The 16615-nt window shown below is 53.2% G+C and carries 13 protein-coding genes and 1 pseudogene; 10 read left to right on the top strand and 4 right to left on the bottom strand.

Annotated elements, in window-relative coordinates; translation table 11 throughout:
• Positions 1-123 precede the first annotated feature (123 nt).
• Entirely contained in the window at positions 124-996 is an 873-nt protein-coding gene (locus tag J3D54_RS21730; protein ID WP_253422504.1) for a DNA/RNA non-specific endonuclease, read from the bottom strand.
• A gap of 238 nt (positions 997-1234) precedes the next feature.
• On the opposite strand from J3D54_RS21730, the pseudogene J3D54_RS21725 reads away from it, so the two are divergent.
• A pseudogene (locus J3D54_RS21725) lies at positions 1235-1390 on the top strand (glutathione S-transferase family protein); the annotation flags it as partial.
• 117 nt (positions 1391-1507) lie between these two features.
• Here J3D54_RS21725 and J3D54_RS21720 read toward each other — a convergent pair.
• Positions 1508-2104, bottom strand: coding sequence for a TetR/AcrR family transcriptional regulator (locus J3D54_RS21720; protein ID WP_253422503.1), 597 nt, complete (start codon positions 2102-2104; stop codon positions 1508-1510).
• A gap of 554 nt (positions 2105-2658) precedes the next feature.
• Here J3D54_RS21720 and J3D54_RS21715 point away from each other — a divergent pair.
• From J3D54_RS21715 to J3D54_RS21680, 8 genes are all read left to right on the top strand, one after another.
• Complete coding sequence (locus J3D54_RS21715; RefSeq protein WP_253422501.1) at positions 2659-3672, top strand: SDR family oxidoreductase; 1014 nt, start codon at positions 2659-2661, stop codon at positions 3670-3672.
• 80 nt (positions 3673-3752) lie between these two features.
• The gene (locus J3D54_RS21710; RefSeq protein WP_253422499.1) at positions 3753-5273 is read left to right on the top strand and encodes a class I adenylate-forming enzyme family protein; all 1521 of its coding nucleotides are present in this window, start codon (positions 3753-3755) and stop codon (positions 5271-5273) included.
• Entirely contained in the window at positions 5263-5874 is a 612-nt protein-coding gene (locus tag J3D54_RS21705) for an HAD-IB family hydrolase (protein ID WP_253422497.1), read from the top strand. Before J3D54_RS21710 ends, J3D54_RS21705 begins: the two co-directional genes overlap by 11 nt.
• A gap of 3 nt (positions 5875-5877) precedes the next feature.
• A complete protein-coding gene (locus J3D54_RS21700; protein WP_253422495.1) occupies positions 5878-7641 on the top strand; it encodes an FAD-dependent monooxygenase in 1764 nt (587 codons plus the stop codon).
• A gap of 118 nt (positions 7642-7759) precedes the next feature.
• Entirely contained in the window at positions 7760-8845 is a 1086-nt protein-coding gene (locus J3D54_RS21695) for an acyl carrier protein (RefSeq protein WP_253422493.1), read from the top strand.
• 83 nt (positions 8846-8928) lie between these two features.
• The gene (locus J3D54_RS21690) at positions 8929-12369 is read left to right on the top strand and encodes a beta-ketoacyl synthase N-terminal-like domain-containing protein (protein ID WP_253422491.1); all 3441 of its coding nucleotides are present in this window, start codon (positions 8929-8931) and stop codon (positions 12367-12369) included.
• Positions 12370-12428: 59 nt separating this feature from the next.
• Positions 12429-12905 carry a polyketide cyclase gene (locus tag J3D54_RS21685; RefSeq protein ID WP_253422489.1) on the top strand — a complete coding sequence of 159 codons (477 nt, stop codon included), beginning with the start codon at positions 12429-12431 and terminating at the stop codon, positions 12903-12905.
• An 83-nt stretch (positions 12906-12988) separates the two neighbouring features.
• The gene (locus J3D54_RS21680) at positions 12989-13687 is read left to right on the top strand and encodes an outer membrane protein (protein ID WP_253422487.1); all 699 of its coding nucleotides are present in this window, start codon (positions 12989-12991) and stop codon (positions 13685-13687) included.
• Between the two features lie 84 nt (positions 13688-13771).
• Here the strand turns inward: J3D54_RS21680 and J3D54_RS21675 are convergent, their stop codons facing one another.
• Both J3D54_RS21675 and J3D54_RS21670 read right to left on the bottom strand, forming a co-directional pair.
• Positions 13772-14470 (bottom strand): 1-acyl-sn-glycerol-3-phosphate acyltransferase, encoded by a 699-nt coding sequence (locus J3D54_RS21675; RefSeq protein ID WP_253422486.1) that lies wholly within the window; start codon positions 14468-14470, stop codon positions 13772-13774.
• Positions 14471-14715: 245 nt separating this feature from the next.
• Positions 14716-15516 carry an acyl-homoserine-lactone synthase gene (locus J3D54_RS21670; RefSeq protein ID WP_253422484.1) on the bottom strand — a complete coding sequence of 267 codons (801 nt, stop codon included), beginning with the start codon at positions 15514-15516 and terminating at the stop codon, positions 14716-14718.
• Positions 15517-15714: 198 nt separating this feature from the next.
• Here J3D54_RS21670 and J3D54_RS21665 point away from each other — a divergent pair, with 198 nt between their 5' ends.
• A complete protein-coding gene (locus J3D54_RS21665; protein ID WP_253422482.1) occupies positions 15715-16428 on the top strand; it encodes an autoinducer binding domain-containing protein in 714 nt (237 codons plus the stop codon).
• Positions 16429-16615: the final 187 nt, after the last annotated feature.

Raw genomic sequence — 16615 nt, 5'->3', positions numbered from 1 at the left:
GTAGCAGCTGCCGAGCCTGCGGGGCAGCTGCTACGGATTAACCGATAGTCTCTATTTCAATCACATATAAATGACAAATCCCATCGGTTGCATCCAGCCTTTTGGGTGCCAGCCATCAAGCCATCAAGAGCGCCCCACGGAACCTGTGACCGGTAGATTCCCCAGCAAGTTGAGCCCGGTACTCTTCACGAAAGCGTCATAGTCCATTGGCTTCTCGATACGGGTTTCAGCGTTGGGCAGTACGTAAGCCCAGGCACGCTTGGACGATGCGTCGTAAACCAGTTTGAACAGGCGGGTCGGCACCCAGACCTTGTTGTCGCCGACGGTGGCGTGGCCTGAGTCAAAGAGCGGGCCGGTGAAGACAAAAACATTGCCATCGGCTCGTTTGGCAAACTTTCTGACATCGGACTCAACCTTACTCCAGATCTTCCGGTTGTTGGTTGGGTCTTGCGGCACCATGTTCGACAGCGCAAAGGATTGGGCCATTGCATTGGGGTTCGGTGCGTCGGCTGCCGGAGATTGATGGCCACGGTCCACGGCCGGATGTTGGCTACGGTAGTCGCTCAACTCTGCCCGCCCACTCTTGGGGATGCGTGGGTCCGGGTAGAACTGGTTGGTGCGCTCCTCACCCTTGGCATCTTGCAACTGGGCGGCATTAAGGCGTTCGACCACGACCAACGGCGTCTTGCTGGTTTGCGAATACAGCACCGCGAAGTTGTCGGAACACAAAGCCAAGGGTTTCATTGTGGCAGGCACAGTGGCCATGTTGATCGGTTTCGACGCCGGAAACAGATCTGCGCAGCCGTCAAACGATGCCTGTTTCTGTTTGTTTGAATAGAGTTCCAGGGCCGCGTTCTGGCTGATCGAGCCCGAGTGGGACGCTTGTTCCTGATGGTGGCTGGGGGGCTTGATGAAATCCAGCAGACTGCGGGCTTGTGCCCCGGTCGAGAGCAAAACAAGGGCCGACAGCCCAACTGCAATTTTGCGTAGGTGCATGCTTTAAATCTTCGAATTGGATTGAGGGGTAAACGTACGGCGAGTCCCGATTCACGGAACCAGCTGGAGGCGGTGGCTGATTAGTTTGCGGTGAACATGCTTTCACTGTCCTTGATCAAATGGCCGATACGGATCCGGTCGGCTCCGAGCAGTACGACCGCTGAAGGTCGCGCGGGGTTTATTGACCATTACAAGTCACATTAGTGCTGAGCAGCGTTTACATTCTACTCAACGAATTCAGTTCTCCATGGCGGACATCTCTGCGTTCACCATTGCGGCATCGTTTCGTGACCGGCTGGATTGGGCAGTGCTTTCACGCTTATCACGCTGGCTCGACGCGATCGAAGCCAGGCCCGCGGTACAGCGAGGATTGAAAGCGTTTCAAAATCACTGAGCGCTACTGCGCAGACCTTATTGTGTGCGCTAAAGATGTGCATGGCCGCTCGCATCCTGCCCGAGGTCTGAGCCCCGGACATGCGAATACCGTATGTATCACAAGAATGGCCGTGTTCTATAAGGGCTCTGCTGTCTGGATAAGCGAGTTCAACACCAATTTTATTTCAGAAGCCGGATCTTTATGTCCTTGCAGTATCAATCCTTCCGACAAAGCAGTGAAGGTCCTTGCAAGAGCTGCATACGCCAAAGGAGGCTTCTTGCCTGCATGATTAAAAATGATGGTAATCAACTTGCCCAACGCTTCATTATTTTCCTGATGCAGATCGTAGTAATGCCTTGAGAACTCTTCATCGCGCAAGGCGATCAGTTGCAGCTCAGCATCAAGAATCGCGCAACGGGTATTATTTTTAAGCGTATCAATATAAGCATTCAATCCATGGGTCAGTTCTTCCGATGAATACCCTGAACTCAGGGTTACACTCAATCGATCTATCTCAACCCTCTTGAATCTCTGAGTCAACTGCAAAAGCAAGTCTGACTTACTTGCAAAGTTTGAAAAGAAGGCCCCCTTCGAAAAACCGGCCTCCTCGGAAATAACGTTGACACTGGTGGCGTGAAAACCTTTTCTCACCATAAGATCAGTGGCGGTGTCGAATAACTTGTCCCTTGTTATTTGCTGACTTTCTTCTCGACCCAATCTCTTTTTAATCACGCCCTCGGCTCCTTTGGCCAAACGAATCTATTTGTAACTGGATGCAACGGATCTGCCACTCACTGCGCAAACCTCTTTCAACTATCATATCTTATACTAAGCCTCCTTAATCACTTTGCATTTAAACTTTTAAGGAGTGCCATGTAAATGCCATGTATTGGGCCGACTGAGGGGCTCAAGATGGGCTGCACCGACGTTTTTTTCCCTTGGTATCCAGCCTTATGCGTGCCTCCCTGCTGAATCGGGTCAGGGAGGTCGTCTTATGACTCCTCAGAAGGCAGGCGACGGGTGGCGATAATGTCTTGCGATAACCTTGATCCGCTCGATCGAGGTGAATGCCTGCTGTCGACAACGCCTTAAACCGCTGAATTTTCGTGTTTTAGGTCGGACTCAAAGGCGTCGACCTCGCGGCGGCCATCAAATACCGCTTGATTTTCAGATACCGAATGGTTTTTACTTGCCGTCGTTGATGAACCAACGCCTGATCAAAGCATTGAGCCCGATTTCATCGGCCTCAATGCAGTGGCAGGTTACCTCACAGGAGCTGGATTTTAATGGAATATGCCTTTGTTACAGGCGCTACAGGCCTGCTCGGCAATAATGTCGTTCATGCGCTTTTAAAGCGAAACATCAAAGTAAAAGCGCTGGTCCGCTCTGTCGAAAAAGCCAAGAAGCAGTTCGGCAATCTGCCTGTCGAATTTGTCGAAGGCGACATGCTCAATGTCGACGCCTTCAGCCACGCCCTGCAAGGCTGTGATGCCTTGTTTCATACGGCCGCCTATTTCCGCGACAGTTACAAAGGCGGAAAGCACTGGCAGAAACTGTATGACACTAATGTGACCGGAACCGAGCGCCTATTGCAGGCCGCTTATGCCGCTGGCATTCGTCGTGCAGTCCATACTTCATCCATTGCTGTGTTGAAAGGCAACAAAGATCAAGTGATCGATGAAACGATGTCTCGCAGTGAATCGGAGGCTGACGATTATTACTTGAGTAAAATATTGTCTGAACAGAAAGTTCAGGAATTTCTGTTGCGGCACCCGGACATGTTCATTGCCATGGTATTGCCTGGTTGGATGTTTGGTCCTGGGGACATCGGCCCGACCTCATCAGGACAGTTCCTGCTCGACTTTGTCGGAAAAAAATTGCCCGGCGTACTGCCAGGAAGTTTTTCCGTTGTCGATGCCAGGGATGTGGCGGAGCATCAACTCGCGGCAATCACACGCGGCAGATCCGGAGAACGCTACCTGGCAGCCGGCACTCACATGGACATGAAAAGCATTTTCCAGGCGCTCTCCAGCGTCAGCGGCGTAAAAGCGCCGGAGCGCAAAGTGCCTCTGCTCATGCTGCGTATCATTGCCTTGATCTATGAAGGCTATTACCGGATTACGAAAAAGCCGGTGCTCATCAGTACCTCCACCGTCAAACTCATGGAACAAGAACAAGGACGCACCCATTTCAGCCACAACAAAAGCCTAAAGGAATTGGAGTGCAAGTTCCGCCCCGTGACCGAAACAATGACTGATACCTTGGAGTGGTATCGGAAAAATAACTACATTGATGCGTAACTGAAACAATTTATATATAGCCTGCCTCTGTAGTACTTTTTTGTCTGACCATATATTCAAGGATTGAGAGAGGTTGGTAAATGAAAAGCCTTTCATCTAAAGAAGGTTTTCTGCATCGGTTCGTCGGTTTTTCAGAGTCTTTCCCCGAGCACATTGCTATCAGGGATCTGGACGCGGAAGAAGAGACCGTCACTTACCGTAGGTTGCGAATAAAGGCTGAAGAGTGCAATGGCGCCCTCAAAGCATTAAATGTAATGCCGGGTGACAAAGTAGCGCTTGTTCTCCCCAATGGGGTGGAGTTCATCGCTTACTATTTGGCAATCATCGGGCGCGGTGCGGTTCCGGTCATTCTCAACTACAAACTGACGCCATTCGAAATGAACAGTGTCATCAGCATCGCCAGACCGACGCTGGTAGTAACGACCGAAGCGCTATTCGAGCAACATCGCGAGACATTTCAGCCTGCCTACGGCGTTCAGCACTCCTTGGTGCTGGACGCCGCAAGCGAGCCGTCATCGTCCCTGCCCGACAACGCAACGGCGGGCTCTCGACTTCCCCGACAAACAGAGCCCTTGTTATTGCCCGAAGGCAATCCAATTGTCTCGGTACAGTTCACCTATCGGGGCATCGGTAAACCGCTGGCCGTTTCTCACCGTTACCTTGATCTGACGCAATCGAGTGATGGGCTGCATGAGCACTTTCATCTTCAAGGTGTCGGATCCGTTCATCTGGTGACACTGCCGCTGTATGCCATCTTCGGACTGTCCGTGATGATGGTTTTCCCCTTGAGCGTGGGCGCCACTCTGTTAATGACTAACACCCTGCTCAACAGGGATCTGGCAGAAGTCTTGTCCCAGCATAAGGTCACCTTTGCCTGCCTGGTGCCTGACGTCATTCGCTACTTCAATACACGACTGGCCAAACGCAAAGGCTCGCTTTTGCCGTTGCACCCTCACCTGATGATTTATTCGGGTGGCAGCCATCTACCGGCAGACGAAGCCGAGAAGCTGGGAAGGCTGCTGGGGTGCAATCCGGTGCTGCAAGGCTATGGATTGACCGAGAGCATGCCGGTGATTGTCCAGAGCTCGATTGGCAAGGTCCATCGCGGCGCCATGGGACAACCGATCAGGGGCGTAGAACTGCGGGTCGTGGATGCCGAAGGGCGCGATGTCACACCTGGACGTATTGGCGAACTGCTGATTCGCGGCTCGATGGTGATTGACGGCTATACCGATGCAGAGGACGCCAATGCCCGATTCTTCCGTGATGGTTGGCTACACACGGGTGATCTGGTCTGGCGGGACGACGATGGACACGTGTTCTTCTATTGCCAGCGCCTGCGAATCTCGAAGATCAAAGCGCAAATGGTCGACCTGACTGAAATCGAATCCATTGCCCTGAAGCATCCAGACGTGGTGCGCGCGAAAGCTTACATCGTCCCGGACAACAAGGAAGTCAACGTACTGCACCTGTGCGTTGAAGGGAGCGGCGAACTGACCCAGAGCGCTATCTCTACCCTGCTCTCGCGCTACCTCTCTGGCTTCAAGTTGCCCAAAACTATCGAGATCATCTCTCTCAAGGAAGAGATTCATGCAAGCTAATGGCACACAACCGGTATTGGCCGTGTTCGACTTTGACGGCACATTGACCGACAGACATACGTTCTGGCGCTACATGCGTTTTATCGTGGGAACCAAATCGTTCTGGCTCAGGATCATTCCCCTGCTGCCAAAAATGCTCAGCGTGATCCTTGGCATCACGCCGTTGATGCAAGCCCGACTGGCGTTCATTGCCTGTTATCTGGGCGGTCTGTCCGTTGAGCAAGAGCGCGAGCATGCCAAGTACTTCATCAGCGAGCAGCTACCGCTCTGGCTCAGGCCCGAGGCTCTGCGCCGGCTGCAATGGCACCAGTCCATGGGTCATGTCACTGCATTGGTCAGCAACTCGCCGGAAAACTACCTGATTCCTTGGGGCCAGGCGGCGGGTTTTGACTATGTCTGCGGCACCCGCCTGGCGACTGCGAAGAACAAACTGACCGGCGGAATATCAGGTACCAACTGTGTTGAGAGAGAAAAAGTCACACGGCTCAAAGGCTGTTTGAGCAACCTTGATGACTTTTACATTTATGCCTACGGAGACTCATCCGGTGACGATGCCCTGCTCGGCATTGCCAACTCTCCCTTCTATAGAAACTGGTACTAACAGATGAACACTCTGAGCACTTTGGCCCCCAAGCACTTCAGGCAACCCGGTAATACCCCCACAGTCATGATCGTAGGCGCCGGCCCTATTGGCCTGTCCCTGGCAATCATGCTGAAAAAGTGGGGCGTCTCTTTTCGCATTATTGAAAAGAATGCCGGTCCCTCGACCGCTACCAAAGCGATGGCCATCCATTCCAGAACCCTGGAAATTTTTCGAGATCTGGGAGTTGCCGATCAGGCCATCCAGGACGGCTTCACTATCAACCAGTTTTCGGTGCAGTCGAACGCCAAACGGGTGCTGAACTACAACTTCTCCTACCTGGACGCCACCTATCCCCTGCTCCTCAGCCTGCCACAGCCGCAGACGGAGAAGATTCTGCTGGAGCGACTGAACACGTTGGGGATAGATGTTGAGTGGAATACCGAGCTGGTCGATATAGAAAACCAGCCGGGCTCAGTACAGATGACGCTTCGTCATGCGGACGGCAGTGACGAATCCTTTTCCAGTCGCTGGGTGGTCGCGTGCGACGGTGCTCGCAGCAACATCAGAAAACGTCTTGATATGACCTTCGAAGGATCGTCCTACGACCGCTTCTTCATGCTCGCCGATGCCGATATCGAGTGGTCTGGAAGCAAGGACGAAGGCGCTTTCTTCCTGGGCGCACAGGACGGTTATGTGGCGGTGGCGCCGATCAGCGCCCAATCCCGTTATCGGCTTTTCATCGAGATGCCTTACAACCTGCCACCAGAAGGTGAGCGCCCTTCCTTGAGCCTGGAGAACTTTCAGCGGTTGTGCGAAGGACGCGGGCAAAAGATGACGCTGTCCAATATTTCATCGACCACCATCGCCTCCTTTCAACATCGCCGCGTACAGTCGCTGCAGCAAGGCTCTGTGTTTCTGGTGGGCGACTCGGCTCATATCGGCAGCCCGATCGGCGGCCAATGGATGAACCTGGGGGTTTCCGAGGCCTATAACCTGGCGTGGAAAATGGCCTATGTCGATCAGGGTCTGGCAGATCCATCGTTGCTGGAGAGCTACAACGAAGAACGCTACCCGGTGGCCCTGGAAGTCGAGAACACAGCGCACCGACTGACCGGACTGATTACCGTCAAGCATCGCGCCCTCGTTTGGCTGCGCGACAATGTTCTGCCACTGATAAGCAACAGGCGCAAAGTTCAGCGCAAACTGCCCTCGATGATTTCCGGTCATCAGTACCACTACGGCAAGAGTGATTACATTCAGGAATCGCTGACGAAAAAGCAGCGCATGAATTGGGACAAAAAAGGCAAGAAACCTGAATTCCAGACGTCGGTGCCTCGCGCAGGTCAACTGGCTCCCGATGTTGAGTTGTGGCAACTGCAAGGTATGCCGCCAAAGCGCTTGATCGATCTGTTCCATGGAACGTTCACGCTGTTGATTTTTAGCGCAGCTGATCAGTTTTCCCCTTTGTTACCGGGCTATTACTCGCTGGCCGAGTCGGTGGAGAAGGACTACCCAGGCATCAAGGCTTATTGCGTTATTGATGCCCTGAGCAGCGCCGAGCTGCCATCCTGGCACTCGACGTTGCTGGACCCCGATTGGCGGCTGCACAAGCGTTACCATGCCAAAGAGGGCACGTTGATGCTGATTCGTCCTGACGGCTACATCGCTTTCCAAGGGGCCGATGCAATAACGCTCTTCACTTATCTGAACGTAAGATCCGGGCTGCTCAAAGGAGCCAGAAAAACAACATCTTCCGAGATCGACGCAGTGGAACTCCAACTTTAAGTCTCTATATGGCTACTGCCAGTTTGGTTCATTGATTCACACAAGGCCCTCCCCTGGGCCCAGACTTTTTATTCCTTGTTTATAGAAAACTTATACCGACTTTGGTTAGGAGAACCTCATGCGCTTCCAACTCAACGATGTTGTGCAGGAATTCATCGTGTCCAATGGAAAAATAGCCAATAGCTATTTCTCTCTTTCAGAAAAAATCATTGATTCACTGTGCGAGTCCAATATCGCAAAAGAATCAATATTGATGCGTTTGCTGGAGCAGGCCGAATCCGTCACTGCGCATTACTTCAATGCTCATCAACAAGTCCTCGAGGGTGTTTATGCCCATGGGATTGAAGCTCCCACCAATAAAAACCTTCAGGTGCTGGAGCCCGTACACTCGAGCCCGGTAATACTGGAATCGACACCTGTTGCGGAACAAACGCCTGCACTCAACTACGGGCAATGGTTGCGCGCCGAAATAAGTTCGGTCACAGGATTCAAAAAGGAACAAATCGACTTCGATCAAAGTTTCGAAAGCCTGGGTATCGACTCTCTCGGCATGGTCGATATTTTCGAATCCCTGGCCCAGCACTTCCCGGAAAAGAAAGAGCTTACTTCGCTGCTCTTCGATGCCCCTACGCCTACCGCTTTGCTGGCGCGGCTTGAAGCCGATCCGCAGGCGCCTGCCGTGGATATCGAAGCATGGGTACTTGAACAACTGGCGAATATCACCGGTTTCACGGTTGACCAGATCGACCAAAAACAAAGCTATGAAAGCCTGGGCCTGGACTCCCTCGTGCAGTTGGATTTCCTGGAGTCGGTCGTCGCATTGTGGCCGCAACTCAAGGCCAACAGCACTGAGCTGGCCAACGCCAAGTATCCGCAGGCAACAATCGCCCTGATTAAAGCCGCCCTGGCCGCCCCCGAGTCGACATCAACACCCGCTGCCGAAGTGCAATCACCTGCTACAACGGACGCCCAAGGGCAGGTAAGCAACCTGCTTTTCAACTCCCTGTCCCCCCTGCTCCCCGACGCACCACAGTCGATCGACATTGAGACGCCCTTTGCACAGTTGGGGCTCAATGGTTTTGCCCGAGAAGCTCTCTGCCAATCAATGGCGCAACAGTGCTCTGCCAGTGAGTTTGCCGGTGAAGCGCTGATGTCACGTCGTACGCCGCAGGACGCCTTGTCGCTTCTGGCAAGACTGAGCTGAAGCACTGAGCCGCTGTAAAAAATGGCATGGAATCCGGGTGATCGAACAGATCACCCAGCATTTTGGCAATCAGGAGACAGGGTATGAATGGCGCGGTAACAACAGAGGGCGACTTTTGCTTCAGCGCAATGGCTGGCGAGTTTCCCGGGGCACCGTCAACGGATGCGCTTTGGCACTTGCTCTCGCAAGGACAGATAGCGCCTATCAATTCGATGCTGACGCGCTGGGAACTGGATAAGGCGTCAATCTATTCAGCAAAGGCAGGTGAAAAGGATCGCGTTTACCTGGACAGTGCTTTTTGCCTGACCGATGACGCCTCAACCCCTTCACGGCATGAAGGACGGCAGGTCGCCATCGGTAAGAAAGTACTGCAGACACTCCTCAACCAGCTTGCCGGACAAGGCTCGGCACTGATCAAGGAACGCACCGCATTGGTGGTCGCGACGTCTTGGAGTGACGAGAGTTATTTCGTCACAGGCATGTCCGGAAAAACCGAAGCACCACAGGGCTACACGCCGGGCGAACAAGTGGCTGAACTGGCTGCGGCTTTTGCCCTCGGTGGCCCGGCGTTATCGGTCGACACTGCCTGTAGTTCGTTTCCCTATGCAATCGATATGGCTCAGGCCCTGGTCAATAGCGGCCAGGCGGATAACGCGATTGTCATGGCACTGAATACCGTGCTGCCACCGGCGCTGTTTCTGGGCTTCTCGCAGTTGACCGCCTTTTCCGCCCGGGCTCAAATGCAGGCATTCGGCCAGGACGCTGACGGCATTGTGCCGGGCGAATGTGCCGTCGCCTTTCTGGTCGAACCCGTATCGCAAGCCCTGATTGCGCAGCGCCGCCCCCTGGGCGTTTTACGGGCATTGGGAATGTCCGCCGATGGCGCCGAAGGCTCAGTGTTTGCGCCTGGCAAACAAGCCCAGTACACGGCTTACCAGCGAGCCTATATCGGTCTTGATCCCAACGACGTGGACTACATCGAAACCCACGGCACCGGCACTCCGCTGGGTGATGCGACAGAGCTGGACTCGCTGAACAGCTTCTTCGCGCCCCACTGCACAGACGGCAAAAAAATCACCATCGGTTCGATCAAGTCTGTCATTGGCCACCCACTGGCTGCCGCTGGAGGTGCTTCGCTCGCCAAGGCGCTGATGATATTGCGCCACAAAGGGATTCCACCTCAGCCCGACTACCGGCCCAGCGCAAAAGTCGACGAGACCAGCCTGCGGCTGGCCACAAAACAGCTACAGCCTCTCGCGGACCGGCAGTCGGCAATCCGGGTAGGCATCTCCAGCTTTGGTTTTGGCGGCGCCAATGCGCATCTGGTGGTGGATGAATATATTCCCGATAACCGCCCTGCCGTCCCTCTAGCCGCCCCCGGTGTGTTGATGCTGGACCTCGCTATTGTCGAGGCTGAAGCAGCGATCGGCAGTCACAGCTCATTGCAGTCATTCAAGCAACAGCTCAATCGGCCAGCAACGCCATCAGTCAGTTTTCCTTATGGGCGTTTCGTTGATTACGCCCCCGCTCCAGGTCAGCCGTTACTGGGCCAATTCCTGGCGCAGGATCGCGTCATTGATATCGACGGTTTCGGTATGGGCCCAAAACCTCTGGCCCATGTCGATCCGTTCAAGCTGTTGATCACCGATCGCGTCAACCATTTACTGCGACGCCTGCCGGGTGTGGCCGGTTCAACCGGCACTGCGATGGTCATGTGCTGCAACATGGGTGGGGAACGCTTCAGCAATGCGTACAGCAGCGCTCACAACTTCTACTCCCAGGCTCAAGGCACCCCACCAGGCGTGGAGGTGGCGGACGTGGCAACCATGTTGCCAAACATGTTGTCCGGCTACCCGGCGCAGATTTTTGACTTCAAGGGTTTCCATCAAACACTGGTCGGCACCTCTGGTTTGTTCTGGCAAACCTTGCTGGCATCGCAGCAATGGTTCAAGAAGGGCGTAACAACGCTCTTGCTCGGTGCAGGGCGCTTTATCAGCGGTGAAATCGAGATCGAACGCGCCCGACACTCAGCGACGGTGCAAGGTGAAGGACTGGGGCTGATTGCGCTGCGTCCTTATCAACCAGACTCCAGCGACAAACCTTTACTGGTGATCCGCGCGGCGGTCCTCGCCCATGCCGCGAACTCGCTGGAACAGGCTTGCCAACTGCTGGGCAAAGAGCGGAGTCAATACCAGAACATTGAAGTCTGCGAGCTGCAACCTGATGCGACGCAAGCCAGCGGATCACTGCAAGAAATTACCGGTTTCCTGGCTGAAGCCAGTGGCATCGAAACCCTGTTGGCGGTGATGTTGAGTGCATCGGCTCACACAGTGATCGAGGTTCGCGAAGCCGGTAAGGCAGTGATGTGGTTGTTTACTGAAAAGCTTCAGGAATGGAGCCCCGTGGCCGAACCCGCTCCTGCCATCAAGCATCCCTTTACATTGCGCTTTGCTCACTCGGCACCTCACGATTTACAACAGGTCATCCCGCCGCCTGCCCGCCCTGCCCGCCCTGCCCGCCCTGCCCGCCCTGTCAGCCTTGTCCGCGAGCCGCAACAGGACGGCGTAGACGTGCTGCAACTCAGCGACATGCTGACCAACACCCTGCTCTCAGGGCTGCGTGTCAGAGTCCGCGCCATGGAGAGCCTTTTCGCCTTGCGCCGTGGCACTGAAGTGCAGCGCCCGACGCACTGGCAACGTTGCCCGGAAAACATCGTGATCGCCAACGTCCAGCGCGCCCCTCAGTCACTGCACGCCCAGCTCGTGGTGAATGAAGCACACCCTTATTTCTTCGATCACCCTCTTGATCACATCCCTGGCATTTTATTGCTTGAGGGTGTGTTGCAGCTGATTGAACTCGCCATGCCGCCACTGAGCGGGCGAGTCGCGTATGTCAAAACCCTGAATATCAAGTTCCAGCAATACGTACAAAAGCAGGGTGTGATTGATCTGCATCTGGAACAGGACAAAGACTCCCAGGTGTTCAATGCCAAGGTCATGCAAGCTGGAAAGCTGATGTGCACCTGCGTCCTTGGGATGGCCTATAGCTCGGCGTTCGAAACATCGCCCGCCGGCGAATTCACGGCCACTCGCTGCCGCGATAAGGCCTTGCTGCACAAGGCCAGAGAAGAAAACGTCATCGTCAGTGACATGAGCAGCCTCGCTCAGGGCTTGAGCGTGGACACACTCAAGCTGCCGGATGAGCACTTCTTCCAGGAAGGTGACCCCGCGCACTATTCAATGGTGTATTTCCTCGAAGTTGCGCGCCAGTGCTACATGCAGATTGCCCACAGCCATCTGCGGATCCCACTCAACACCCCGATGAACCTGCTGGCGTTGAGTTTCACCCTGGATCGGCCAATCCCCAGGAACAGTCCGCTGTCATTGGCACCGCAAGCCGGTTTTGACGCACAGCAGCCGTTCAAAACCAACCGCATTTATATCGACCTGTTCAACCGGGGCGAAAAGATCGGTCAAGCCAGTATTACAGCTCAAGTGCTGAGTCAATCCGCACCCGCTGCCTGAGGTACTCAATTGATCCCACTCTCCCGCATGACCGTGCCCCCAACAACCAAGGTGTCGCCGTGAACGATGTAAAAGTGCAAGTCATAGTCAAATCGCCGCGCGCTGAAATATGGAAGATCTGGAGCAACTTTTCAGAAGCGCCGTTATGGGATACCGACGTCCGCCATTGTGAACTCAATGGCCCGTTTCAACCTGGAGTGCGAGGCAAATGCGTCCTCAAAAATGGCCTGAACATGCCGCTGAAACTGGAATCAGTGAAGCTGCATGAAAGCTATCGGAACACGGCAAGACTGCTGTGGATCGACCTTGAGTTCGATCACCAGATGCGCAGGCTTTCCCCAAATGAAACCCAGGTCATCCATAGCGCGAAGATCTCGGGCCCCTTAAGTTTTTTATACCGCGGGCTGCTACGCAAAATGCTGACCGCGGCAATGACCACAGCTCTGCGCAACCTGTGCACCTTGGCTGAACAACGAGCGAATGCCATCAGTACCCCAGCGCTCGAAAAGCCTGAAACGCATTTGCACCGTGTATGAACCCTCCGGGAGGGAGCGTGTTGAACGCTCCCTCCCGAACACCCCTCGCTTACTTATTGATAACGACACACTTCGGACCGAGCATGAACCAATTAAAAAAACCTCTGTATCTCGTGATGGGCGTCATTGGCATGGGCTTTATCGCCCCTGAGTCCAGTTCCGCCGATACACTCGGCCCCTACATCAGTGTCATGGGCGGCCTGAACTGGGTTGCTCCGCAGGACCTTAACCAGAACAACCTCGACTTTGTCGAGATGGAGTTCAATCAACCGCTACACTCCGGTTACGCGACCGGGCTGGCATTGGGCTGGCGATTCCCCATCGGGCTCAGACCTGAAGTGGAACTCAGCTACCGCAAAAACACCCTGACCCAGTTCAATAATCGGGTCTACGAAGGCGGCGGGAGCATCGACGGCAAAGGCGAAGAGGAAGCCACCAGCGTGATGGCCAACCTCTGGTATGACGTCTTGAACCTACCAGCACCCTTCAGTCGGTTTACCCCCTACATTGGCGGCGGCCTGGGCTACACCACTCTGTCGGTCAGCGGCCTGGAAGCCGGCGGCGTCCAGTTCGGCGGCACTCATCGTGACACCGTATCGGCCTATCAACTCGGAGCCGGGGTAGGTTACGAGCTCACCGAACAATGGTCCATGTCGCTGGATTATCGGTACATCAAGACTCGCGATGCGCACTTCGGTGACATTCAGGGCCTGCCCGAAGGCGATGTGCGCACTGACTATAGCGCCCAGTCATTAATGCTCGGCCTGCATTATTGGTTCTAATCGGTAAAACAGGGAGCTCCTCGACAGGTGTAATTTCACCTATCGAGGAGTCTGGGGGATCCCTCAGTATTCCGTTTTTATCGACTAAATAACCGGAATCATATTGCTGATAATCTCACGTGTGTAGCTTGCCAGTTCTTTGGCGCTCATACTCGCGACCACATCCGCCTCGATGGGTTGATGGGCGACGATACTGACTTCAGTAGAGCGCAATGAGTTGTAAGCAATGTCCCCAACAGTAGGACTGATCGTCACGGGAACGATCCCTACTCCCATCTCCTTAGCAATCCGAAAGGCCCCCGCCTTGAAAGGCAGCATATCCCCACCTTTGTTTCGGGTGCCTTCAGGAAAGATCCAGATGGAAGTATTGTCTGCGACAACGCTCTTGGAAATCTTGCGCAAGCTCTGAATAGAAGCCCGGGGGCTGTTTCTGTCAATGAACAGGCTCCCCGTCAGCCAATACAGTTGCCCGACCAGAGGCAACCATCTAAGCGATTTTTTACCGACAATAACGGTGCCTGGTTTCAGCGCCTCAGCAACGATCAGAACATCATAGTTACATTGGTGGTTGGCTACATAGATATAAGGCTTGACAGTGGATATAGTGTCGAATCCATTTACAGCAACACGAACTGAGAATATTTTATTGATCACTGAATATGACCGACAGGCCACATGCAAATTCCGGTTCTTTATAGGATTGATTAACATGTATACGCATAAAAAAGGAAAACTCAGGACGATGAACAGCACCACCAACAACCATCTCACAAACGAAATCATAGGTTACCCGCCTTGTCTGAATCACTTGAGCTGGTGAAAAAACCCTCTCGAACATCAATACGTTCAATCAGCGCGACACCATAAAAGCCTTCATCATCATCACACACCATCGCCCCAAAACTTTGGGCCGGAACACCATTCGCCGCGTTCCAAGGTCACCGTTAGACGTTTCAAGCGCCGTCGTGCAGATATAGTCAGACTCGCCTCGCGTTGCAATTCTTCGACTATCATTCACTGTAAAGTTCTTAGGCGGCCAGGCACAAAGCGCTAGTGGTTTTATCGTCGATTTCGATCCAGAAGGGAACGATACTTTTGTTATCGATTAGCCGCGGCGGCGAAATCCTGCATGTATTGACGCCCATCCGTTTTAGCAACCGCTCATTCCCTACAGCACTAAACGCGATCAATCGAAACGCACCTTTTGAGCGTGCGACGTCAATCACTTCCGTCACCAACTTCACCGTGTTTTTCCAGGCTTGCTCAGCACTCAACACTTGGCCTTTCGGGTGGCTAATAGCGAACCGGGAGAGCTCCCATATACCTGCCGAGAACGGCGGCGGACTCCCCCCCATTAAGTGAGGAAATACATCCCCTAGCAGGTATGGTCGATTAGTAGGAATTAACCGAGCACAACCAAATATCTCGCGATTATTATCACAGGCTAAAACATATACCGTATCAGGGCGATCGAAAGCATCTAACTCAACCCCCTCCTCACAACGTAGAGGCCAGCCTAACTCTTTAACGAATACCTGATACCTATATTTAGCGAGCGCACATGCCATCCCAGGTAAAAGATCATCAACGGCCCCTGTTATAACAGTTAGCATGAAAATCTCTCGGAAAATGTTATCCGGCCAGTACAACAAATCGAGAGCTGTATTAGTAGCTGCCCAAATGGGCAGGTTAATTAAAACCTGCACCCCACAGTCAGCAACACCAACAGTTAAATAATTGACATTTTTTATCTGACCGAATTGAAAGTTGCGACCCTTCCTGTGGCGAGGGTAAAAATCCAGGCACTTAGAAACAGCTGTTTTTAGCACCACCGTACTAAGAACAGGTGAAACTAATGCGCCTTTGCGGGAGATCTAGTTGTGCTACGGACCTTATCGGACGTGGTGTTGCCGCTGTATTCAGCAAAATCAATACTCTCCGGAACTATCTCCCTGGCACGCTGCAATTCTGTATAATCCTCTCCCCGCCCCTCTCACTGGGGGCGCTGACCACGGAAGGTAGTATTGGTGAAAGAATGGCGCGAAGACTTCATTGAGTTAGTTTCCGGATGCACCTCTGAAAATGAATTATTCAATGAGCTGGTTAAAATAACTTACAACTTGGGATTCGAGCTCTGCTCCTATGGACTAAAAATCCCTTTATCGTTAACACCCCCACAATATTTTCTACTTTCAAACTATCCTGCCCCCTGGGAGGAAAAATATGTAGCCGAACATTATTTTTCCCAAGACCCCACCGTCAAACATGGGTTAACACGGTCCATTCCCATGCGCTGGTCAGCAGAACAGCAAAGTCAAAGCCTGACATTCTGGGAAGAAGCGCGGCATTACAACCTGAATCATGGATGGTGCCTTTCATCGCAACGCGGATTCAACAGTATCGGCTTACTCTCTGTTTCCCGCTCCAGCGAACATATTTCATCGGCAGAACTGGAGAGCAAAGAGACCAAGTTAATTTGGCTGACTCAGTTAGCGCATGAATCCATGACGCGTTTCTTTTCCGAAAAAAACATACCTGAGATGTATAAGCCGCTGACCGCTCGAGAAAAAGAAACCTTGAAATGGACAGCCATTGGAAAAACCTATGTCGAAATTAGCATTATTCTAAATATCGACATACGGACCGTAAAATTTCATTTGGTCAATTCCATGCGCAAACTTCAAGCCTCGAACAAAGCCGAAGCAGCGGTCAAAGCATCCTTGATGGGCCTGTTGTTCTAAGCACAATATGCCACGCCCCCCTGACTCCTATATTTTCGAAGGGGCAATGTCCGCGTTCGGCTAACGAAAAATGCTCCGCATCTTTCGATACGGAGCATTTTCTTTTAACACCGCGCTTCAAACACTCTCACGACTTATCACCACACCGCACCCAATTTAACACTGATCACTGGACACTTTCCAATAC

Origin of the sequence: Pseudomonas sp. GGS8 (genome assembly GCF_024168645.1) — a bacterium.
In the GTDB taxonomy this organism is placed as follows: domain Bacteria; phylum Pseudomonadota; class Gammaproteobacteria; order Pseudomonadales; family Pseudomonadaceae; genus Aquipseudomonas.
The sequence above is the reverse complement of the archived record's forward strand: the minus strand, read 5'-3'. Positions and strand labels throughout refer to the sequence as shown.